Origin of the sequence: Enterococcus sp. DIV0086 (assembly GCF_050498705.1) — a bacterium.
Lineage (GTDB): Bacteria > Bacillota > Bacilli > Lactobacillales > Enterococcaceae > Enterococcus > Enterococcus faecalis.
This window is the reverse complement of sequence record NZ_JBNIDN010000001.1, coordinates 2159839-2181591: the sequence shown is the minus strand read 5'-3', so window position 1 is coordinate 2181591 and position 21753 is coordinate 2159839. Positions and strand designations below refer to the sequence as shown.

General features: G+C 39.8%; 29 protein-coding genes. 4 read left to right on the top strand and 25 right to left on the bottom strand.

What is annotated here, in order from left to right:
- Positions 1 to 5: 5 nt before the first annotated feature.
- The 21 genes from IGI63_RS10500 to rpsL form a co-directional block, all read right to left on the bottom strand.
- Positions 6 to 191 carry a type Z 30S ribosomal protein S14 gene (locus IGI63_RS10500; RefSeq protein ID WP_002356214.1) on the bottom strand — a complete coding sequence of 62 codons (186 nt, stop codon included), beginning with the start codon at positions 189 to 191 and terminating at the stop codon, positions 6 to 8.
- An 18-nt stretch (positions 192 to 209) separates the two neighbouring features.
- A complete protein-coding gene (gene rplE, locus IGI63_RS10495) occupies positions 210 to 749 on the bottom strand; it encodes a 50S ribosomal protein L5 (RefSeq protein WP_002356213.1) in 540 nt (179 codons plus the stop codon).
- Positions 750 to 774: 25 nt separating this feature from the next.
- A complete protein-coding gene (gene rplX / locus IGI63_RS10490; RefSeq protein ID WP_002356212.1) occupies positions 775 to 1086 on the bottom strand; it encodes a 50S ribosomal protein L24 in 312 nt (103 codons plus the stop codon).
- 35 nt (positions 1087 to 1121) lie between these two features.
- Positions 1122 to 1490: a 50S ribosomal protein L14 gene (gene rplN, locus IGI63_RS10485; RefSeq protein WP_002356211.1), complete on the bottom strand. Its 369-nt coding sequence runs from the start codon at positions 1488 to 1490 to the stop codon at positions 1122 to 1124.
- Positions 1491 to 1547: 57 nt separating this feature from the next.
- Entirely contained in the window at positions 1548 to 1814 is a 267-nt protein-coding gene (gene rpsQ, locus IGI63_RS10480) for a 30S ribosomal protein S17 (protein WP_002359348.1), read from the bottom strand.
- 23 nt (positions 1815 to 1837) lie between these two features.
- Complete coding sequence (gene rpmC / locus IGI63_RS10475) at positions 1838 to 2026, bottom strand: 50S ribosomal protein L29 (RefSeq protein ID WP_002383858.1); 189 nt, start codon at positions 2024 to 2026, stop codon at positions 1838 to 1840.
- Positions 2016 to 2450 carry a 50S ribosomal protein L16 gene (gene rplP / locus IGI63_RS10470; RefSeq protein WP_002356208.1) on the bottom strand — a complete coding sequence of 145 codons (435 nt, stop codon included), beginning with the start codon at positions 2448 to 2450 and terminating at the stop codon, positions 2016 to 2018. The genes rpmC and rplP overlap by 11 nt, the downstream gene beginning before the upstream one ends.
- Before the next feature lie 2 nt (positions 2451 to 2452).
- Positions 2453 to 3109, bottom strand: a complete 657-nt coding sequence (rpsC, locus tag IGI63_RS10465) for a 30S ribosomal protein S3 (RefSeq protein WP_002356207.1) — start codon at positions 3107 to 3109, stop codon at positions 2453 to 2455.
- 66 nt (positions 3110 to 3175) lie between these two features.
- Entirely contained in the window at positions 3176 to 3523 is a 348-nt protein-coding gene (rplV, locus tag IGI63_RS10460; protein ID WP_002356206.1) for a 50S ribosomal protein L22, read from the bottom strand.
- 21 nt (positions 3524 to 3544) lie between these two features.
- Positions 3545 to 3823, bottom strand: coding sequence for a 30S ribosomal protein S19 (gene rpsS / locus IGI63_RS10455; protein WP_002356205.1), 279 nt, complete (start codon positions 3821 to 3823; stop codon positions 3545 to 3547).
- Positions 3824 to 3865: 42 nt separating this feature from the next.
- Complete coding sequence (rplB, locus tag IGI63_RS10450; protein WP_002356204.1) at positions 3866 to 4696, bottom strand: 50S ribosomal protein L2; 831 nt, start codon at positions 4694 to 4696, stop codon at positions 3866 to 3868.
- Positions 4697 to 4735: 39 nt separating this feature from the next.
- The gene (locus IGI63_RS10445; RefSeq protein WP_002356203.1) at positions 4736 to 5026 is read right to left on the bottom strand and encodes a 50S ribosomal protein L23; all 291 of its coding nucleotides are present in this window, start codon (positions 5024 to 5026) and stop codon (positions 4736 to 4738) included.
- The gene (gene rplD / locus IGI63_RS10440; protein ID WP_002356200.1) at positions 5026 to 5649 is read right to left on the bottom strand and encodes a 50S ribosomal protein L4; all 624 of its coding nucleotides are present in this window, start codon (positions 5647 to 5649) and stop codon (positions 5026 to 5028) included. The genes IGI63_RS10445 and rplD overlap by 1 nt, the downstream gene beginning before the upstream one ends.
- A 25-nt stretch (positions 5650 to 5674) precedes the next feature.
- Positions 5675 to 6304, bottom strand: a complete 630-nt coding sequence (gene rplC / locus IGI63_RS10435; RefSeq protein WP_002356199.1) for a 50S ribosomal protein L3 — start codon at positions 6302 to 6304, stop codon at positions 5675 to 5677.
- A 21-nt stretch (positions 6305 to 6325) separates the two neighbouring features.
- Positions 6326 to 6634 carry a 30S ribosomal protein S10 gene (gene rpsJ / locus IGI63_RS10430; RefSeq protein ID WP_002389727.1) on the bottom strand — a complete coding sequence of 103 codons (309 nt, stop codon included), beginning with the start codon at positions 6632 to 6634 and terminating at the stop codon, positions 6326 to 6328.
- A gap of 348 nt (positions 6635 to 6982) precedes the next feature.
- The gene (locus IGI63_RS10425) at positions 6983 to 8149 is read right to left on the bottom strand and encodes a class I SAM-dependent methyltransferase (RefSeq protein ID WP_429975779.1); all 1167 of its coding nucleotides are present in this window, start codon (positions 8147 to 8149) and stop codon (positions 6983 to 6985) included.
- 271 nt (positions 8150 to 8420) lie between these two features.
- Positions 8421 to 9245, bottom strand: a complete 825-nt coding sequence (gene thiD / locus IGI63_RS10420; protein ID WP_429975778.1) for a bifunctional hydroxymethylpyrimidine kinase/phosphomethylpyrimidine kinase — start codon at positions 9243 to 9245, stop codon at positions 8421 to 8423.
- 179 nt (positions 9246 to 9424) lie between these two features.
- The gene (tuf, locus tag IGI63_RS10415; protein WP_002356194.1) at positions 9425 to 10612 is read right to left on the bottom strand and encodes an elongation factor Tu; all 1188 of its coding nucleotides are present in this window, start codon (positions 10610 to 10612) and stop codon (positions 9425 to 9427) included.
- A gap of 150 nt (positions 10613 to 10762) precedes the next feature.
- The gene (gene fusA, locus IGI63_RS10410) at positions 10763 to 12844 is read right to left on the bottom strand and encodes an elongation factor G (protein ID WP_002356192.1); all 2082 of its coding nucleotides are present in this window, start codon (positions 12842 to 12844) and stop codon (positions 10763 to 10765) included.
- 83 nt (positions 12845 to 12927) lie between these two features.
- Complete coding sequence (gene rpsG, locus IGI63_RS10405; protein ID WP_002356191.1) at positions 12928 to 13398, bottom strand: 30S ribosomal protein S7; 471 nt, start codon at positions 13396 to 13398, stop codon at positions 12928 to 12930.
- A gap of 55 nt (positions 13399 to 13453) precedes the next feature.
- Positions 13454 to 13867, bottom strand: a complete 414-nt coding sequence (gene rpsL / locus IGI63_RS10400; RefSeq protein ID WP_002356190.1) for a 30S ribosomal protein S12 — start codon at positions 13865 to 13867, stop codon at positions 13454 to 13456.
- 344 nt (positions 13868 to 14211) lie between these two features.
- Between rpsL and rpiA the strand changes: the two genes are divergently transcribed.
- The 3 genes from rpiA (at position 14212) to gpmA (ending at position 16370) form a co-directional block, all read left to right on the top strand.
- Complete coding sequence (gene rpiA / locus IGI63_RS10395; protein WP_429975777.1) at positions 14212 to 14892, top strand: ribose-5-phosphate isomerase RpiA; 681 nt, start codon at positions 14212 to 14214, stop codon at positions 14890 to 14892.
- Positions 14893 to 14933: 41 nt separating this feature from the next.
- Positions 14934 to 15509, top strand: a complete 576-nt coding sequence (locus IGI63_RS10390; RefSeq protein ID WP_002379899.1) for a recombinase family protein — start codon at positions 14934 to 14936, stop codon at positions 15507 to 15509.
- Between the two features lie 174 nt (positions 15510 to 15683).
- The gene (gene gpmA / locus IGI63_RS10385; protein WP_002359343.1) at positions 15684 to 16370 is read left to right on the top strand and encodes a 2,3-diphosphoglycerate-dependent phosphoglycerate mutase; all 687 of its coding nucleotides are present in this window, start codon (positions 15684 to 15686) and stop codon (positions 16368 to 16370) included.
- Between the two features lie 56 nt (positions 16371 to 16426).
- Here gpmA and IGI63_RS10380 read toward each other — a convergent pair whose 3' ends face one another.
- The 4 genes from IGI63_RS10380 to IGI63_RS10365 all read right to left on the bottom strand — a co-directional run bounded on the left by IGI63_RS10380 (position 16427) and on the right by IGI63_RS10365 (position 20557).
- Complete coding sequence (locus tag IGI63_RS10380) at positions 16427 to 17614, bottom strand: iron-containing alcohol dehydrogenase (protein WP_429975776.1); 1188 nt, start codon at positions 17612 to 17614, stop codon at positions 16427 to 16429.
- Between the two features lie 128 nt (positions 17615 to 17742).
- Entirely contained in the window at positions 17743 to 18747 is a 1005-nt protein-coding gene (locus IGI63_RS10375) for a FecCD family ABC transporter permease (RefSeq protein ID WP_002396705.1), read from the bottom strand.
- Entirely contained in the window at positions 18744 to 19754 is a 1011-nt protein-coding gene (locus tag IGI63_RS10370; RefSeq protein ID WP_002356184.1) for a FecCD family ABC transporter permease, read from the bottom strand. Before IGI63_RS10370 ends, IGI63_RS10375 begins: the two co-directional genes overlap by 4 nt.
- Complete coding sequence (locus tag IGI63_RS10365; RefSeq protein WP_429975775.1) at positions 19751 to 20557, bottom strand: ABC transporter ATP-binding protein; 807 nt, start codon at positions 20555 to 20557, stop codon at positions 19751 to 19753. Before IGI63_RS10365 ends, IGI63_RS10370 begins: the two co-directional genes overlap by 4 nt.
- A 230-nt stretch (positions 20558 to 20787) precedes the next feature.
- Here IGI63_RS10365 and IGI63_RS10360 point away from each other — a divergent pair, with 230 nt between their 5' ends.
- Positions 20788 to 21726 (top strand): iron-hydroxamate ABC transporter substrate-binding protein, encoded by a 939-nt coding sequence (locus IGI63_RS10360; RefSeq protein WP_429975774.1) that lies wholly within the window; start codon positions 20788 to 20790, stop codon positions 21724 to 21726.
- Positions 21727 to 21753: the final 27 nt, after the last annotated feature.

The window sequence follows — 21753 nt, the reverse complement described above, 5'->3', positions numbered from 1 at the left end:
CTTGTTTACCAGCTAGCTTTCTTCACGCCGGGAATTTGACCTTTATAGGCAAGTTCGCGGAAGCAAATACGGCAAAGATGAAATTTACGATAAACTGAATGTGGACGTCCACAACGTTCACAACGAGTATAAGCTTGTGTTGAATGTTTAGCAGGACGTTTGTTTTTAGCAATCATTGATTTTTTAGCCACGTAGTTCGCCTCCTTATATTATTTTTGGAATGGCATACCTAATTGTGCCAACAATTCGCGAGACTCTTCGTCAGTGTTCGCTGTTGTAACAATTACGATGTCCATACCGCGTACTTTATCTACTAAATCATAATCAACTTCTGGGAAGATTAATTGTTCTTTAATACCTAAAGTATAGTTACCACGACCATCGAAAGCTTTTTTGCTGACACCGTGGAAGTCACGTACACGAGGTAAAGAAACTGTTACTAATTTATCTAAAAATTCGTACATTCTTTCGCCGCGTAGCGTTACTTTCGCACCGATTGGCATTCCTTCACGTAAACGGAATCCAGCGATAGATTTTTTAGCTTTTGTGATAAGTGGTTTTTGACCAGTGATTAATGCTAATTCTTCAACAGCTTTGTCTAAGTTTTTAGCATTTGATACTGCATCACCCACACCCATGTTGATAACGATTTTATCAACTTTAGGTGTTTGCATAACTGAGCTGTAATTAAATTTTTCCACCAATGATGGTGTTACTTCTTTAATATATTTTTCTTTCAGGCGGTTCATTCAGTAAGCCCTCCTTCCGCAATTTTTATTTATCTAAAACTTCACCTGTTTTTTTAGAAACGCGGACTTTTTTGCCGTCGACTTCTTTAAACGCAACTTTAGTAGCTTCTCCGTTTGAAGGATCAATCACCATTACATTAGAAACATGAATTGGCGCTTCCACTTCAAGGATTCCACCTTGTGGGGCTGCTTGGTTTGGTTTTTGGTGTTTTTTAACGACGTTGACACCTTCAACGATAACTTTATCTTGTTTAGGAAACGCTGCTAAGACAACGCCTTCTTTGTTTTTATCTTTACCAGTGATAACTTTTACTTTATCGCCTTTTTTAACAAACATTACTGTTTCGCACCTCCTTTAACGTGGGCTCGAGATTATAATACTTCTGGTGCTAGAGAAACGATCTTCATGAAGTTGTTTTCACGTAATTCACGTGCAACTGGTCCGAAGATACGTGTTCCGCGTGGGCTTTTATCGTCACGGATAATTACCGCAGCATTTTCATCAAATTTGATGTAAGAACCGTCAGCACGACGAGCGCCAGATTTTGTACGAACGATAACGGCTTTAACTACTTCACCTTTTTTAACAACCCCACCTGGCGTTGCTTGTTTGACAGTAGCAACAATAACGTCACCGATGTTAGCAGTTTTACGACCAGATCCGCCTAGGACTTTGATCGTTAAAATTTCACGTGCGCCAGAATTGTCAGCGACTCTTAAACGACTTTCTTGTTGGATCACGATGTGTATCCCCCTTTCAGATTTTGTGCTTCAATCTATTAGGAAATTCTCGTTTTATTAGATAATAACTGCTTCTTCGACTACCTCTAGTAAACGGAAACGTTTTGTAGCTGATAATGGACGAGTTTCCATGATTTTTACGATGTCTCCAACTTTCGCTGTGTTGTTTTCATCATGCGCTTTATATTTTTTAGAATATTTCATACGTTTGCCATAGATAGGGTGGTTTTTCTTTGTTTCAACGACAACTGTGATTGTTTTATCCATTTTGTCTGACACCACGCGACCTTGGTAAACTTTACGTTGATTTCTTTCTTCAGTCATACGCGTTTGGCCTCCTTCCACTATTAGTTAGCTTGTTCACGCAATACTGTTTTGATGCGTGCAATCGATTGACGTACTTCTTTAATACGTGCAGTGTTTTCTAATTGACCTGTTGCTAATTGGAATCTTAAGTTGAACAATTCTTCTTTTAATTGTTTTTCTTTATCTAGCATTTCGGCAGTGGTTAATTCTCTGATTTCTTTAACCTTCATTCGATTCACCACCCATTTCCTCACGTTTTACGATCTTAGTTTTTACCGGCAATTTGTGAGATGCAAGACGAAGAGCTTCACGAGCTACTTCTTCAGGAACGCCTGCGATTTCAAACATGATTTTACCACGTTTAACTGGTGATACCCAGCCTTCTGGTGCCCCTTTACCTTTACCCATACGTACGCCGATAGCTTTACTTGTGTAAGACTTGTGAGGGAAAATTTTAATCCATACTTTCCCGCCACGTTTCATGTAACGAGTCATTGCAATACGGGCTGCTTCGATTTGACGGTTAGTAATCCAGTGAGATTCAGTTGCTTGTAAACCCCATTCACCAAATGCTACTTCTTTTCCGCCTTTAGCTTCACCGCGCATTTTTCCGCGGAATTCACGACGGTGTTTTACACGTTTAGGTACTAACATGATTATTTCCCTCCTTTCTCAGTGTTTTTTTTCGTTGGAAGAATTTCTCCACGATAGATCCACACTTTAACTCCTAGTTTTCCGTAAGTAGTGTCCGCTTCTTCCCATGCGTAATCAATGTCCGCACGTAATGTGTGAAGTGGTACAGTTCCTTCAGAGTATCCTTCTGAACGAGCGATATCCGCACCGTTTAGACGACCTGATACTTGAGTTTTGATTCCTTTAGCGCCAGCACGCATTGCGCGTTGGATAGCTTGTTTTTGAGCACGACGGAAAGCAACACGGTTTTCTAATTGACGTGCAATTCCTTCGCCTACTAATTTTGCATCTAAATCTGGTTTTTTGATTTCAACGATGTTGATGTGAACTCGTTTGCCAGTTAATTTGTTTAATTCTTTTCTTAGGTTTTCGACTTCAGATCCGCCTTTACCGATAACCATACCTGGTTTAGCTGTGTGAATTGAAATGTTAACACGGTTTGCAGCGCGTTCGATTTCAATTGTAGATACAGCAGCATCAGCAAGTTTTGTTGCGATAAATTTACGGATTCTTAAATCTTCGTGTAAGAATTCAGCATACTCTTTTTCAGCATACCATTTCGCATCCCAGTCGCGGATGATGCCTACACGCATTCCAATTGGATGTACTTTTTGACCCACTGATTGTCCCTCCTCTTAAATGTTTAAGCTCTGTTTTCATAAAGAAAACAGCCTATTTCATGAGACTTATTTCTCTGTTACAACTACTGTGATGTGACTAGTACGTTTGTTGATTGGTGAAGCTGAACCTTTTGCACGAGGACGGAAACGTTTCATTGTTGGTCCTTCGTTAACAAATGCTTCAGATACGACTAAGCTTTCAACGTCTAAGTCAAAGTTGTTTTCTGCGTTAGCAACTGCTGACATTAAAACTTTTTCAATGATTCCAGCAGACTTGTTCGGTGTGAATTTCAAGATTGAAATTGCATCCGCAACGCTTTTCCCTCTGATAAGATCGATTACTAAACGTGCTTTACGAGGTGAAGTGCGAACTGTTTTTGCAGTTGCTTTAGCTGATGTAATTTGTTCTGACATTTGCATATCCTCCCCTCAAAATTAGCGTTTAGTTTTTTTATCGTCAGCAACGTGGCCACGATAAGTTCTAGTTGGTGCAAATTCACCTAATTTATGTCCTACCATGTCTTCTTGAATGTAAACAGGGACATGTTTCCGTCCATCATATACAGCGATTGTGAAACCTACGAATGATGGAAAAATTGTAGAGCGGCGAGACCAAGTTTTAATTACTTTTTTCTTTTCGGCACCTTGTTGTGCTTCGACCTTTTTCATCAAATGATCATCGACGAAAGGTCCTTTTTTTAAACTACGACCCATGGTGAACCTCCTCTCAAAATGTACGACACATGGTCAAAAAAATTATTTAGTACGACGACGAACGATAAGTTTGTCTGATTTAGCTTTTTTATTACGTGTTTTGTATCCAATTGCTGGTTGACCCCATGGAGATACTGGCGCTTTACGTCCAATTGGTGTTTTACCTTCACCGCCACCGTGTGGGTGATCGTTAGGGTTCATTACGCTACCACGAACAGTTGGGCGTTTACGCATCCAACGAGAGCGGCCAGCTTTACCAATGTTGATTAATTCGTGTTGTTCGTTACCAACTGAACCGATTGTTGCACGGCAAGTTGCTAAGATCATACGAACTTCGCCAGAGTTTAAGCGGATTAATACGTATTTGCCTTCTTTACCAAGTACTTGCGCGCTTGTTCCAGCTGAACGGATTAATTGTCCACCTTTACCAGGTTTCATTTCAATGTTGTGGATAACTGTACCAACTGGAATGTTTTCCAATGGTAATGCGTTACCTACTTTAATATCTGCTTCTGGACCAGATACTAGGCGCATGCCTACTTCTAATCCTTTTGGTGCTAAGATGTATGCCTTAACCCCGTCTTCGTAATGAACTAACGCGATGTTAGCAGAACGGTTTGGATCGTACTCGATCGTTTTAACAACCGCTGCGACGTTATCTTTATTACGTTTGAAGTCAATCACACGGTATTGACGTTTGTGACCGCCACCTTGGTGACGAACCGTAATGCGACCGTTGTTGTTACGACCGGCATTGTTTTTTAATGGCTGTAACAATGATTTTTCTGGTGTTGAAGTTGTGATTTCAGCGAAATCAGAACTTGTCATGTTACGACGGCCATTTGTGGTAGGTTTGTACTTTTTAATCGCCACGTCTTATTTCCCTCCTACGTTGATATTGTTCAGGACTGCTTATTCAGCAGCTTCGAATAATTGAATTTCTTTTGAATCTTCAGTTAATGTAACGATCGCTTTGCGACGTTTTTTTGTATAACCTGCATATTTACCCATGCGTTTGAATTTTGGACGCACGTTTAAGATGTTTACGTTTGCTACTTTAACATCGAATGCTGATTCAACAGCTTGTTTTACTAAAGTTTTGTTTGCGCGAGTGTCCACTTCGAAAGTATATTTCTTTTCGTCCATAGCTAACATGGATTTTTCAGTGATCACTGGGCGTTTGATTACGTCTAGTAATTCCATTATGCAAGCACCTCCTCAATTTGAGTAAGAGCTGTTTGTGTTGCCAAGACTTTGTTAGCTGACACAACATCTAACACACTAACGTTATCAGAAGTTACTACAGAAACGTTTGGTAAGTTACGAGCTGATAAAGCTGCAAAGTCGTTACCATTTTCTAAAACAACTAATACTTTAGTATCGATAGACAAGTTAGCAAGAACTTGTTTGAATTCTTTTGTTTTTGGTGCATCGAAGCTTAAACCTTCTACTGCTACCAAGTTATTTTCAGCAACTTTATCTGATAATACAGATTTCATTGCTAAGCGACGAACTTTTTTAGGAAGTTTGTAGCTGTATGAACGCGGTGTTGGTCCAAAGACTACGCCACCTCCACGCCATTGTGGTGAACGGATTGAACCTTGACGAGCACGACCAGTTCCTTTTTGACGCCATGGTTTGCGGCCACCGCCACGAACAGCGCTACGGTTTTTAACTGCGTGTGTTCCTTGTCTTAATGAAGCACGTTGCATGATGATTGCATCATAGACAACACTTTCATTAGGTTCGATTCCGAAGATTTCTTCATTTAAAGTGATTTCACCGTTTTGAGTTCCATCTTGTTTGAATAATGCTACATTCGGCATTCCTTAGTTCCTCCTTTCCCTACACTTATTTAGCTTTCACAGCTGATTTGATTGTGATTAAAGATTTTTTCGCTCCAGGAATGTTTCCTTTGATTAAGATAACATTTCTTTCTACGTCCACTTTAACAACTTCAAGGTTTTGAATTGTTACGCGGTCGCCACCCATACGGCCGGCTAGTCGTTTATTTTTAAATACACGGTTAGGCGCTACTGGACCCATTGACCCAGGACGACGGTGATAACGAGAACCATGAGACATAGGTCCGCGGCTTTGGCCGTGACGTTTGATTGCCCCTTGGAATCCTTTACCTTTCGTAGTACCTGTAACATCAACAACGTCTCCTGCTTGGAAAACATCTACTTTGATTTCTTTACCTACTTCATATTCTCCTAGCTCAACATTCTTGAATTCTTTAATGAAGCGCTTAGGAGCCGTGTTTGCTTTTGCAACATGACCTTTCGCAGGTTTGTTTGATAAAACTTCACGTTTGTCTTGGTAACCAACTTGGATAGCTTCGTATCCGTCAGTTTCAACAGTTTTTACTTGTAAAACTACGTTTGGCGTAGCTTCAACTACTGTTACTGGAATTAATTCACCAGACTCAGTAAAGATTTGTGTCATTCCCACTTTTTTCCCTAAGATTCCTTTGGTCATGAGTACACCTCCATCTTAATTTTATAGTTTGATTTCAATATTAACACCAGACGGTAAGTCAAGCTTCATTAGAGCGTCAACTGTTTTTGGTGTTGGGTTCACAATGTCAATTAGACGTTTGTGAGTACGCATTTCGAATTGTTCGCGAGAATCTTTGTATTTATGAGTCGCACGAATAACTGTGTAAAGTGAGCGTTCTGTTGGTAATGGAATCGGACCTGATACGTCAGCTCCAGTTCTTTTTGCTGTTTCCACAATTTTATCCGCTGATTGATCTAAAATACGGTGTTCATACGCTTTTAAACGGATACGAATTTTTTGTTTTGCCATCTTGTTCCCTCCTTCGCCTATTTTAAAAGTAGACATAGCTCCACGAAAATTTATCCGGCATGCTCGTTCATGGCAAAGCGTCCGAGCGTGTCGCAACCTCTCGCTTCACAGCCGGCAAATCAAATCGTTGATCTACCAATGCTTTTTACACTCTTGTAAACAGCACCTTTTTGATTATACTATGAAAGGATAGTGTTAGCAAGGATTTTCTGCGTTTTTTTGAAAGAATTTTTTCTTGTTTTGAAAAGCATTTGTTTTGTTTTTCAATTCTTTTCATTCTATTTTTATAAAAAAAGAATTTGGGATTCCTTTTTTACCAGAATCTCAAATTCTTTCTTTTTTATTCTATTAACCAATCCGGCGCATTGGAATATCATTGTTATCTGGATGAACCAATAAATATTGAATAACATCAATATTGCTTGCTTGGAATGAGGCTGCACATGCTTGCAAATATAAGTCCCACATTCGATAGAAGCGCTCACCTTTTTCGTCAACAATTTCTGTTTCTATATTATGGAAGTTTTTTGTCCAATGTTCCAACGTCAATTGATAATCTCTGCGCAAACTTTCCAAGTCAATCACTTGCAAGTCGTTTTCTGTCATATGGCCGACTAGCTCAGTGACACCAGGAATATAGCCACCTGGGAAAACATAACGATTAATCCAAGCATTTTTAGCCCCACCTTGTTGGCGACTGATCCCATGAATCAACGCCGTACCTTTAGGCGCTAAATTCCGCTGAACGACATCAAAATATTCATGTAGATTTTCCGCACCGACATGTTCAAACATCCCAACACTCGTAATATGGTCAAAAGACTCTCCTTTTAAATCACGATAATCCATCAATTTGACAGTCATTCGATCTTGTAGACCTTCTTTTTCTATAATATGGCGAATATGATGAAATTGCTCTTCACTTAATGTGATCCCAGTTGCTTTGGCTCCATATTCTTTCACCGCAGTTAAAATTAACGTGCCCCAGCCGCAGCCAATATCCAGTAAAGTGTCGCCCTCTTTGATAAACAATTTATCTAAAATATGATGAACTTTATTCACTTGCGCTTGTTCTAATGTATCTTCAGGCGTTTTAAAATAAGCACATGAATACGTCATTGTTTGGTCAAGCCATTTTTTGTAAAAATCATTTCCTAGATCGTAATGGCTGTGAATATCCTCTTGCGAACGTTTTTTTGAATGACTTTCTTTAGGAAGCCATTTAATAAATTTAGCATTGTGTAAAAAGCTATCCTTTTGGTTATACACATCATAAATCAGTGCTTGGATATCGCCTTCGATTTCAATTTTGCAATCCATGTAGGCTTCCCCTAAAGTTAACGAAGCGTTATTCAGTAAATCCTTCACAGGAATTTTTTCATTGAATACAATTTTAAAAACCGGATCCCCCGACCCTTGCCCATACTCTTTGACGGTACCATCCCAGTATGTGACTTGTGTCTTTTTTGAAAAAGACCATTTAAACAGTTGACTGTACGTTTCTTTTTCTAACATTGCATTCCCTCCATTAAATACCATTTGAAGCCAAAACAAAAAGAAGTCGCTTTCCGGTAGTTCGTCAAAACAAACACCACAGTCCGTTCTAAACTGAAGCACAGAAAAGTTAACACCCCTTCTATGTTCCGCTTCTTTTTTTGCAATTACAGTTCTATTCTACTCCTCTTTTAAAAATTTGAACATTCTTTTAACGTAATACCTACTATTGTTATTCTTTATCACAAAAAAACTAGAGCCAGTCCTTGACAGACTCCTCTAGTTCTAAACATTATGCTTTCTTACGCATCCGTTGTTCCGCATGGGTGTATGCACCATGCCACACGTGCCCCACATAAGGATTAACTTGAATACCGTGTTTAATCGCCGCCGCTACAAATTTTTTTGCTAAAGTTACTGCTTCTAACACCGAATAACCTTTCGCCAAGCCAGCTGTGATCGCCGCTGAAAAAGTACAACCTGCACCATGATTATAATCAGTAGGATATAATTCATTTTCCAAAAGATGCGCGGTGTGACCATCGTAAAACAAGTCCAGTGCTTTTTCACCAGCTAAGCGATGTCCCCCTTTAACCACGACATGTTTGGCTCCCATTTGTACAATTCGTTTTGCCGCTTCTTCCATCTCCGCCACGGAAGAAATTTCGCCTAAACCAGATAAGATGCCCGCTTCAATTAAATTAGGCGTGGCAACTAATGCTAATGGCAGTAAATCGTTTTTTAGGCCTTCCACACTTTTGGGTTGCAGAATTTGTGCCGTTCCCTTACAAGCAATGACTGGGTCAATCACGACTTTTTGAATTTTCTCTTGTTTAATGTATTTGCTAGCCATTTTAATATTTTGTTCATTGCCCATCATCCCTGTTTTCAAGGCCGCTACTAGACCGCCTGCAAAAACCGAAATCAATTGTTTTTCTAAGAGCGTTTCTGGCAATTCAGTTACTTCATGCGACCAACCTGTCGTAGGATCCATCGTCACAATCGAGGTTAAACTTGAAAATCCAAAAACTCCATACTCTTCAAATGTTTTTAAATCTGCTTGAATCCCTGCCCCTCCAGTTGAATCGGAGCCTGCAATCGTCAATACTTTTTCCATTAAATCACCTAACCTTTTTCTCCAAGTATACGGAAGAAACAAGTCTGCTAAAACAGCCAATTGGCTTATTTTTTAGCCAGCCAATTTCTAAACAAAAAAAGACCAGAGAATAAATTCTCTGGTCTTACGTCCAAATACCCCAGTTTTTCACGCTGGTTAAAACTATAGTAAAAAATTAATTATTTAACGATTTCAGTAACAACGCCTGAACCTACAGTACGTCCGCCTTCACGAATAGAGAAACGAGTTCCGTCTTCGATAGCGATTGGGTGAATTAATTCAACGTCCATAGCAACGTTATCACCAGGCATTACCATTTCAGTACCTTCTGGCAATTCTACAACACCAGTAACGTCTGTTGTACGGAAGTAGAATTGAGGACGGTAGTTAGTGAAGAATGGAGTGTGACGTCCGCCTTCTTCTTTTGATAATACGTATACTTCAGCTTTGAATTTTGTGTGTGGAGTGATTGTAGCTGGTTTAGCTAATACTTGTCCACGTTCGATATCTTCACGTGCTACACCACGTAATAAAGCACCGATGTTGTCGCCTGCTTCAGCGTAGTCTAATAATTTACGGAACATTTCAACACCTGTAACAGTTGTTTTAGATGTTTCGTCTTTAATACCAACGATTTCAACTTCGTCACCAACGCGAACTTCACCACGTTCAACACGGCCTGTAGCAACAGTACCACGTCCAGTGATTGAGAATACGTCTTCGACTGGCATCATGAATGGTTTGTCAGTATCACGTTCTGGAGTTGGGATATATTCGTCAACTGCAGCCATTAATTCTAAGATTTTTTCTTCATAAGACTCGTCGCCTTCTAAAGCTTTCAAAGCAGAACCTGCGATAACTGGAACATCATCGCCTGGGAAATCGTATTCTGATAATAAGTCACGAACTTCCATTTCTACTAATTCTAATAATTCTTCGTCATCAACCATATCCATTTTGTTTAAGAATACAACGATGTATGGTACACCAACGTTACGTGATAATAAGATATGTTCACGTGTTTGAGGCATAGGACCATCAGCAGCAGAAACTACTAAGATAGCTCCGTCCATTTGAGCAGCACCAGTGATCATGTTTTTAACGTAGTCCGCGTGACCTGGGCAGTCAACGTGTGCATAGTGACGAGTTTCAGTTTCATATTCGATATGAGAAGTGTTGATTGTGATTCCACGTTCTTTTTCTTCTGGAGCGTTATCGATAGAATCGTAGCTTTGTGCTTCCCCGCCACCGTGTTTTGATAATACAGTAGCAATTGCAGCTGTTAATGTAGTTTTACCATGGTCAACGTGTCCGATAGTACCAATGTTAACATGGGATTTAGAACGGTCAAATTTTTCTTTTGCCATTTTGAATGTTCCTCCTAAAAATATAAATTTTATTGTTTGTTTTATATGTGATAGACGTTACTAAAAATCGTCTGATCATCATAAGCTATTTTACACGAAATCTTGAAAAAAGGATAGTTCTAAAAACAAACCTTTTATTCTCAAGGAAAATTATGCGTTGCCGCCGTTTTTCTTGATGATTTCTTCTTGAACAGACTTAGGTACGTCTTCATAGTGGTCAAATACCATCATAAATGTACCGCGTCCTTGTGTTGCTGAACGTAATGTTGTAGCATAACCAAACATTTCAGCTAAAGGTACCATCGCATTAACGATTTGAGAGTTACCGTGTGCTTCCATACCTTCAACACGTCCACGACGACTTGTTACGTGTCCCATGATATCACCTAAGTAATCTTCAGGAACAGTAATTGTAACTTTCATCATTGGTTCTAAAATAACTGGGTTTGCATTTTTAGCCGCAGCTTTCAATGCCATAGAAGCAGCTACACGGAAGGCCGTTTCATTTGAATCGACATCGTGGTATGAACCATCGTAAAGTTTTGCTTTGATATCAACTAATGGATAACCAGCAAGAACACCGTTGTTCATAGAGTCTTCTAACCCTTTTTCAACTGCTGGGATGTATTCACGAGGAACCACACCACCGACAATTGCGTTTTCAAACTCGAAGCCTTTACCTTCTTCATTTGGTGTAAATTCAACCCATACGTGACCGTATTGTCCTTTACCACCAGACTGACGAACGAATTTACCTTCTGCTTTAGTCGCAGCACGGAATGTTTCGCGGTAAGATACTTGAGGAGCACCTACGTTAGCTTCAACTTTGAATTCACGTTTCATACGGTCTACTAAAACGTCTAAGTGCAATTCACCCATACCAGAGATAACTGTTTCACCAGTTTCAACGTTTGTTTCAACGCGGAATGATGGATCTTCTTCAGCAAGTTTTTGTAGAGCCACGCCCATTTTATCTTGGTCAGCTTTTGATTTAGGTTCAACAGCGACTTGGATAACTGGGTCAGGGAATTCAATAGATTCAAGAATAACTGGTGCATCTAATGCACATAATGTATCACCAGTTGTTGTGTCTTTTAGACCAACAGCAGCAGCGATATCACCAGAGTACACTTTGTCAATTTCTTGACGAGTGTTGGCGTGCATTTGTAGGATACGACCGATACGTTCTTTTTTGCCTTTTGAAGCGTTCAATACGTATGAACCACTTTCAAGGACACCAGAATAAACACGGAAGAAAGTTAAACGACCTACGAATGGGTCAGTCATAACTTTAAATGCTAATGAAGCGAAAGGTGCTTCGTCATCAGCTGGACGAGTTGTTTCTTCGTCTGTTTTAGTATCGATCCCTTTGATAGCATCGATATCTAATGGAGATGGTAAGTAATCAAGAACAGCGTCCAACATTAATTGAACCCCTTTATTCTTGAATGCTGAACCAGCTAATACAGGGAAGAACTCAACGTTGATTGTTGCTTGACGGATACCAGCGACTAATTCTTCTTCAGTGATTTCTTCACCTTCAAGATATTTCATCATTAAGTCTTCGTCAGTTTCAGCAACAGCTTCAACTAATTTTTCGCGCCATTCTTGCGCTTTTTCTAAATAATCTTCAGGAATATCAGTTTCTTGAATATCTGTTCCCAAATCATTTGTGTAGATTTCAGCTTTCATTTTAATCAAGTCAATGATTCCAGTGAAGTCTTCTTCAGCTCCGATTGGAATTTGAATTGGATGAGCGTTTGCTTGTAAACGATCATGTAATGATTCTACTGAATAGAAGAAGTCCGCACCGATTTTATCCATTTTGTTACAGAATACAATACGAGGAACTTTATATTCAGTCGCTTGACGCCAAACAGTTTCTGTTTGAGGTTCTACACCTGATTGAGAGTCAAGAACTGTTACCGCACCATCTAATACGCGTAGAGAACGTTGTACTTCAATTGTGAAGTCCACGTGTCCTGGAGTATCGATGATATTTACACGGTAGCCTTTCCACTGTGCAGTTGTCGCAGCGGATGTAATCGTGATACCACGTTCTTGTTCTTGTTCCATCCAGTCCATTTGTGAAGCACCTTCATGGGTTTCACCGATTTTATGGATTTTACCAGTGTAGTACAAGATACGCTCAGTTGTTGTTGTTTTACCAGCATCAACGTGGGCCATGATACCAATGTTACGAGTTTTTTCAAGTGAAAATTCTCTTGCCATTTTGTATGTTTACTCCTCTCTTTATTTAAATCGATTGTAAATTGACTTTCTGCTGCCACTTTACGCGACAGACAGAGAGGATCTTACCAACGATAATGAGCAAATGCGCGGTTTGCGTCTGCCATTTTGTGTGTGTCTTCGCGTTTTTTAACAGAAGCGCCAGTGTTGTTAGCAGCATCCATGATTTCTTTCGCTAGACGTTCTTCCATTGTGTGTTCACCACGTAGACGTGCGTAGTTAACTACCCAACGTAAACCTAAAGTTGTACGACGTTCTGGACGAACTTCAACTGGTACTTGGTAGTTAGAACCCCCAACACGACGTGCTTTAACTTCAAGAACAGGCATAACGTTTTTCATTGCTTGTTCAAAAACTTCCAATGGATCGTTACCTGTAGATTCTTTGATGATATCAAATGAATTATAGATAATGTTAGCAGCAATCCCGCGTTTACCGTCAACCATTACACGGTTGATTAAGCGAGTTACTAATTTTGAGTTATAAATTGGATCTGGTAAAACATCACGTTTTGCAACAGGACCTTTACGAGGCATCCGTAACTCCTCCTTCCGAAATATGATTTTTCAAGTTGTTATTGTCTTATTATAATTAAGCTTTAGGACGTTTTGTACCGTATTTAGAGCGGCTTTGTTTACGGTCGTTAACACCGGCAGTATCAAGCGCACCACGAACGATATGGTAACGTACCCCTGGTAAGTCTTTTACACGTCCACCACGTAATAATACCACGCTGTGTTCTTGTAAGTTGTGACCGATACCTGGGATATAAGCTGTAACTTCGATTAAGTTTGACAAACGAACACGGGCATATTTACGTAAAGCTGAGTTCGGTTTTTTAGGTGTCATCGTACCCACACGTGTACAAACTCCACGTTTTTGCGGAGAGTTAACGTTTGTTTGAGTTTTCTTAAAACTGTTATATCCTTTGTTTAAGGCTGGTGAATCAGATTTTTCTACTTTAGATTTACGAGGTTTACGTACTAATTGGTTAATTGTAGGCATTCCTTGTTCTCCTCCTTCCTTACTTCGCTTCTAGTTCCACACATCCAGGTGGTTCTTTTTTCGCGATAAAAAATAATGCAATCTCTGCACTCTTTATCAAATATGCTTTGATAGACAGTCAGCACGTCCCTATAAGGAACCTGTAGATAAAGCACCTTTGTTAGGATACCACGATAAGTATCAGCTGTCAACCCTCTTCTTTCGCCTTTCGAAAAAAAGCTTTTCCTTCTATTTAAACGTACTTTTCCTTTAAAAATTTTTATGACTTTTTCAAAAACTTTCTATCTTTTTTAGTTAAATAACGGTACAATATCTTTGACTATTGAAGGGGGCGGAAAACAGCGATGAATCTGAAACAAATGGTAGGAATCGAAGCTGCAAAATATGTAGAAGACGGCATGATTGTCGGTTTGGGTACTGGCTCAACAGCAAAATTTATGGTAGACGAAATTGGTCGTCGCGTAAAAGAAGAAGGATTGTCAATAGTAGGGGTTACTACTTCAAAAGAAACAGAGAAGCAAGCCTTGGCCTTGGGCATTCCTTTAAAAAGTATTGATGAGGTTCCGTATGTAGATCTTACGATTGATGGCGCCGATGAAATCAGCGCTGATTTTCAAGGAATCAAAGGCGGTGGCGCTGCCTTACTTTTTGAAAAAATTGTGGCCACTTATTCAAAGAAATGTATTTGGATTGTGGATAAATCAAAAATAGTGGACGATTTAGGGGCTTTCCCACTTCCTGTTGAGGTTGTCCCTTATGGCAGCTGCCAACTAGTGCATTTATTTGAAGAAAAAGGCTATCACCCAACACTTCGTTTAAACGCTGCTGGCGAAACATTAATAACAGATGGAGGCCACCATATCATCGATTTGCATTTAGAAAAAATTACAGATCCAGAAGCTTTGGGTTCTTATTTAGACAACTTGGTTGGCGTCGTTGAACACGGCTTATTTTTAAATATGGTTTCTATGGTAATCGTCGGTTATGAAGATGGACCGAAAACCTTACATGTTCCCGCACGTTAAGAATGTGTGAAAAAAGATTATTTATATAGGAAGGATAATATATGAAACGAATTGGTTATGCACGCACAACTATTATTGAAGACGATTTAAAAAATCAACTAACCACTCTCCAATCGTTTGGTTGTGATGATATTTTCCAAGAGACATTTGATCCTCAAGCGGAGATCAGTGTCTTAGACGAAGTCGAAAAACTTCTTTCTGCTAGGGATACACTTATTGTTTGTAAATTGCACCATTTAGGTAAAACAACCCGCCAATTAACAGACTTTATGAAAATGCTAAAGGAAAAACAAGTTGATTTTGTCAGCATTTCAGAAGGAATTGATACTCACCTTCCAACAGGTGAAGCCTATTTCCAATTAATGGAGAGCTTATCCGCGATGGAATGTGCACTAATTAAAGAACGAACACTCGTCGGGCTCCACAAAGCTCGTGAAAACGGAAAAGTAGGTGGACGTCCAAAAATCGATGGACGCACCGTCCGCAAAATCCGTGCATTATATTACGAAAACAAAGAAACAATCCAATTTATTTCTAATAAATGCGGCGTTTCGGTGGGCACTTGTTATAAGTACATCAATTTACCTGAGACAGATGTCGAGAGGTTGTATTCCTAAGAATAAAAAAGAAGTCCTTCAGATGGGGCTTCTTTTTTGATTCGATTTCACTCTAATTTTTCAGCAACTTTCACGTTTTTTTACTATTTTCCATTGGAAATCTTGCGCAAAACGGTGTACAATAAACGTGGAAATCTTATTTTCAGAAAACTAAACTCAAAGGAGAGCTTATACATGCCAAAATTAGTTTTTTCTCGTCATGGACTTAGCGAATGGAATGCCTTAAACCAATTTACTGGATGGGCTGACGTAGATTTAGCACCTGAAGGTGTTGAAGAAGCAAAAGAAGGCGGCCGTAAAATTAAAGAAGCAGGCATCGAATTCGACGTTGCTTATACTTCTGTTTTAACTCGTGCCATCAAAACTTGTAACTATTTACTAGAATACTCAGATCAATTATGGGTACCTCAAATCAAATCTTGGCGCTTAAACGAACGTCACTATGGTAAATTACAAGGACTAAACAAAAAAGAAACTGCTGAAAAATACGGAGACGAACAAGTCCACATCTGGCGTCGTTCTTACGATACTCTTCCTCCATTAATGGAAGCAACAGATGAAGGTTCTGCAGCAAACGACCGTCGTTATGCAATGTTAGACCAACGCGATATTCCTGGTGGCGAAAACTTGAAAGTTACTTTGGAACGTGCATTACCATTCTGGCAAGATGAAATTGCGCCAGCTTTAAAAGACAACAAAACTGTCTTAGTAGCGGCTCATGGTAATTCATTACGTGCTTTAGCTAAACACATCGAAGGCATTTCTGATGAAGATATTATGGATCTTGAAATCCCAACAGGTAAACCATTAGTTTATGAATTAAACGATGATTTAACTGTGAAAGAAAAATACTACTTATAAGAACTTGTTTCTTATTAACAAAAGCGGTTTGCCTCGGCAAACCGCTTTTTTATGGATTAAATAAATTGACTTTCGGTTAAACAATCTTTATAAATCGCTACTATATCCGCTGCATCCAATGGTACATAAGCCTTTTCGGCAATTGCACTATGGTCCACAGCTTGTTGTGCCATTTCTTCAAATTTATCTGCTTCGATGCCAACTTCTGGTAATGTCATTGGAATGCCACAAGCCACAAAGTAATCATACAATGCTTGAATACCTTTTTTCGCTGCTACTTCCTCTTCTTGTTCGACTATTCCCCACACATTTCGAGCAAACTGTGCAAACTTGCCTACGGTTTGTTCAGACAAAACGTAATTCATCCAACGAGGCGTTAAAATTGCTAAGCCAATCCCATGCGTAATGTCATAAAACGCACTTAATTCATGTTCCATTGGGTGACAAGACCAAACACCTTGTTTGCCGCGCCCTGTTAACCCATTTAAGGCTAAACTACTTGCCCACATTAAATTAGCACGTGCATCATAATCTTCTGGATTTTCTAAAGCAATAGGACAATTTTTGATAACCGTTCGCATTAAGCCTTCTGACACAAAATCTTGGACGTCCGTGCCTGTCGAAATACTAAAATAGTTTTCAATCAAATGACTGAAAATATCCGCTGAGCCAGCTGCTGTTTGATTTTGAGGAACCGTAAAAGTATTCGTTGGATCCAAGAACGAAACTTTTGGAATCATATTCGGACCACCAAAGCCTAATTTTTGATTGGTTTCTAAGTTAGAAATGACAGCACCTGCGTTCATTTCACTACCTGTTGCTGCTAAAGTCAAGATGGTCACGATTGGTAAAGCAGGACCAGTATACCCTTTTCTGGCTGCAATAACTGTCCAGATATCTTCTTCCGAATAAAAGCCCGCAGCTATTGCTTTGGAACAGTCAATGGTTGAACCACCGCCAACTGCTAAAATAACATCGACTTGGTTTTCTTTACACAACGCAATTCCTTTTCTAACGGTTTCAATGCGCGGGTTTGGTTCGACACCGCTCAACTCAATTAGTGTATGCCCGTTTTTTTGGGCCAAATCAGTAATTTGTTGGTACAAGCCATTACGTTTGATACTACCGCCACCATAAACAAGTAAGACATTTTTGCCAAATTGATCTAACACAGCAGGTAATTCGTCTAAACGATCTTTCCCAAAACGGATGTCTGTTGGTACATAAAAATTAAAGTTTTCCATTCTTTCATCCTCCATTCAATGCTCTTACGCATTTATCATACTATTTTTTCAAAAATCCGCCAATCAAAAAGCCGAGCAAATGACAGTTGCTTTCACAACGATCGCTTGACCCAGCTTTTGATTCTTTTTTATAACGAATCGCTTGTTTTGATTAACAAATAAAGAAAATAAGGCGCACCGATGATCGCAACAATAATCCCTGCAGGCATTTCTCCATTGCCAGGCAATAGCCGACCAATCGTATCACTAACCAATAAAAGTAAACTCCCAAACAACGCCGCCAATGGCAATACCTGTTTTTGTTGCGTAAAACCACATTTGCGAGCAATATGTGGCGCAAGTAAACCTAAAAAATTAATTCCCCCTGTAACGGAAATCGCTGATGCCGCCAACATCACCGCTAACAGCAACGAAACGATTCGTTCTTTTTTCACAGCAATACCTACAGAAATAGCTGTTTCGTCCCCCAATTGTAAAATATCCAACAGACGATGACGCTTCATCGCAAAAAAGAACCCGATGACTAGCCAAGGCAACAAAGCGCCCACAAAGAACCAATTACTGCCCCAGATACTGCCTGCTTGCCACATTGTAACAAAACGGTACTTTTCAGTGTCAATTTTTGATGTAATTAATAAGGTGAGTGCTGAAATACCCGTACTCAAAATGACACCCGATAAGACCATTCGAACTGGCGTCAATCCTAAACGATGATGATACGCGATTACCAAAATCCCAACAGCCGCTAGCAAGCCGCCAACTAAGGCCACGAGCGGAAGTGCAAACGTCGTGATACTTGTCGTCTCAACAAAACTAATAAACAAAATCACTGCCAAACCCGCACCCGCATTAATGCCTAAAATCCCAGTATCTGCTAACGGATTCCGAGTAATCCCTTGAAGAATAGCGCCGCTTAAGCCTAAAGCTGCGCCCGCTAGGACCGCAAGCACAATCCGTGGTAACCGAAAATCCCAAACTAACAGTTGTTTGGCCTGACTTCCCTGTCCCAAAAGAAGGGCTTTTAAATCCATGACGGAAACAGATAATTCCCCTTGCGTTAAACTGATACAAGCAGTTAGGATAATCCCAACTATTAAGATAGCCACCCAACGGGACACTTTTTTCTGTGTCATCCTAGTTGCCCTCCTTTACGAAATAAATAAAGAAAGAATGGGATGCCAATTAAGGCCGTGATAATCCCAAATGGTGTTTCAAAAGGCGGATTCACCATTCGAGCGATTAAATCTGCCACCAAAACGAGGAGCGCACCGCCTAATGCCGAGAACGGAATCAAGCGACGGTAATTTTCTCCAGAAACTGTTCGCATCACATGAGGCACCACCAAACCAACAAAACTGACCGAGCCAACTAGCGCCACAGACAATCCTGATAAAAGCAAAATCGTTATACTGGCAAACAACCGAATACGCTGCGGATTTCGCCCCAAACCAATTGTTGCATCATCGCCAAACCGTAAAATAGTCACCGACGGACTAATCAGAATTGCTAATGCAAATGCGCCCAGAAAGATAGGGACGACTATTTTTAATTGTGCCCAAGAAATAACGCTGACACCGCCAAGAAACCAAAACGTTAACTCTTGACTCAAATTGAACTGAATGGCTAAGAATTGACTAAATGATAAAAAAAGGGCACTAATACCAGCTCCCACCAAGGTCAGACGCATGGGACTTGCTCCTCGAATTGAATGATTAGAAAGATAATAAATCAGTGCCACACTCACGCCAGCACCAAGAAAAGAAACAACTAAAAGCCACCAATAACTTGCCTGAGGGAGGAAAGCAAAAACAAGCGCTAAGCCCAAGCCAGCCCCAGCATTGATACCCAGCAAGCCAGAATCTGCCAATGGATTTTGTGTAATCCCTTGCGCTAACGCCCCACTCACCGCTAAACTTGCTCCCACAAAAGCGGCGCCTAAAATCCGCGGCAACCGAACCGTTTGGATGACTTGATGCGCTTGATTAGTCGCATCGAAGTGCGTAAATGAATCAATAATCGTTTGAATCGAAACCGACGTCGCACCAAACATCAGCGACAGAAGCATTGTCCCCAGTAGCAAAAAAAGACAGACAAGTAACACTTGCCATTGGTGTCTATAAAATCCGCTTATGCCTTTCATCCATCCAGCTCCATTTCCATCAACTCATAAGAAAGCACTAGTGGCCGCTGTGTCTGACTATGATAACTAATTTCTGCTTGAATAGCGAAAACATCTGCTAAGCCAGTAACAGTAATCACTTCTTGCGGTGTTCCCTCATTGATAATCTTTCCCTCTTTCATCGCAATCACGCGATCAGAAAAACGAGAAGCTAAATTAATATCATGAATCGTCATCACGATAGTTTTCTGATGTTCTTGATTAATTCGTTTTAACACATTTAAAATTTCTAGCTGATGCGCTGGATCCAAATAGGTGGTCGGTTCATCTAAAATTAAAATATCTGTATCCTGCACTAGCGCCATAGCAATCCAAACCCGTTGACTTTGTCCACCTGATAAAATTGCCACAGACTCTCTAGCTAACTCAGTTAAGCCTGTTAATTCTAATGCCCATTGTATGTACTCTTGATCTTCTGTGGTGACACTTTTCCAGCCCGATTGATAAGGATATCGCCCGAAAGAGACGAGGTCAAAAACAGATAAATCGATTGTATTTTCTGGCGTTTGTGATAAAATCGCTAGTTCTTGCGCCACTTCTTTTGAAGAAAAATGTTGAAGTTCTTGGTTCTTAATGAACACCTTGCCTTTCTCAGCTGGCAAAATACGCGCAAGTGTTTTTAACAAGGTCGATTTGCCACAACCATTTGGTCCAATAATACTTGTAATAGTTCCCGCTTCAAATGAACAGTTCAGCGCTTCACTAATCACTTGACGACCATATCCTGTAGTTAAGTCCTCTGCCTCTAAATAATTCATAACCATTCCTCTTTAATTTTTCTGTCGTTATTTTACATTTATTGAGAATCGTTCTCACTCATTGTTCCTTGATTATAAAAGACCCTTCCTTAAAAAGCAATGTTTCTTCCAATCAAAAAAACGAATTATCTAAAAAATGCAACTTATTTGCTCAAAAAAGCAAGCGATGATTGACAAGCGGTCGTTTTTAACTGATAATGAGAATCGTTATCAACTAAAAATAAAGGAGTTACACAATGAAACTTTTAAAAAAGACGGTCCTAATTGGTACAACCCTTCTTCTTGGTTCATTCTTACTCGCAGCTTGTGGTAATACGAATAAAGAAGCCAACAACGCTGACAAAACACATGAAGTAACAGATACCTTAGGCAATAAAGTAACCGTCCCCGCGAAACCCAAACGGATTATTGCGAGTTATTTAGAAGATTATCTAGTTGCATTAGGAGAAAAACCAGTGGCACAATGGACAGTTGGACAAGGCAGCATTCAAGATTATTTAGCGAAAGAATTGAAAGATGTCCCCACTATTTCCTATGACTTGCCATATGAAGCGGTTCTAAAATTTGAACCTGACTTATTATTAATCAGTTCATCTGCTCTAGTTGAAGGCGGTAAATACAAAGAATACAGTAAAATTGCGCCAACTTATGTAGTCAAAAACGGCGAAAATGTCACCTGGCGTGATCAATTGGAAGATATTGCCACTGTTTTAGATAAAAAAGAACAAGCGAAAAAAGTGTTAGAAGATTATGATACCTTAACCAAAGGCGTCCAAGAAGACCGTGGCAAAAAAGATGCTGGCAAATCTGCGGCAGTCTTATGGGTAACCAACAACCAAGTCTTTATGGTTAACGATAATCGCTCAAGCGGGACCGTGCTCTATCAGGACTTAGGCCTCCAAGTTCCAAAATTAGTGGAAGAAATTTCTAAAAACGCTACTGCGGATTGGAATCAAGTTTCTTTAGAAAAATTAGCTGAGCTTGACGCAGACCACATTTTCCTTGTAAACAGCGATGAATCAGCACCTCTTTTCCAAGAAGCAATTTGGAAGAACTTACCTGCTGTGAAAAATAACCAAGTTCATACCTATGATAAAAAAAGTAGTTGGTTATACAACGGACCTATTGCGAATACTCAAATTGTTGAAGATGTAAAAAAAGCGCTCTTAAATTAAAAAAAATGCTTGGATGAAAATAATCAT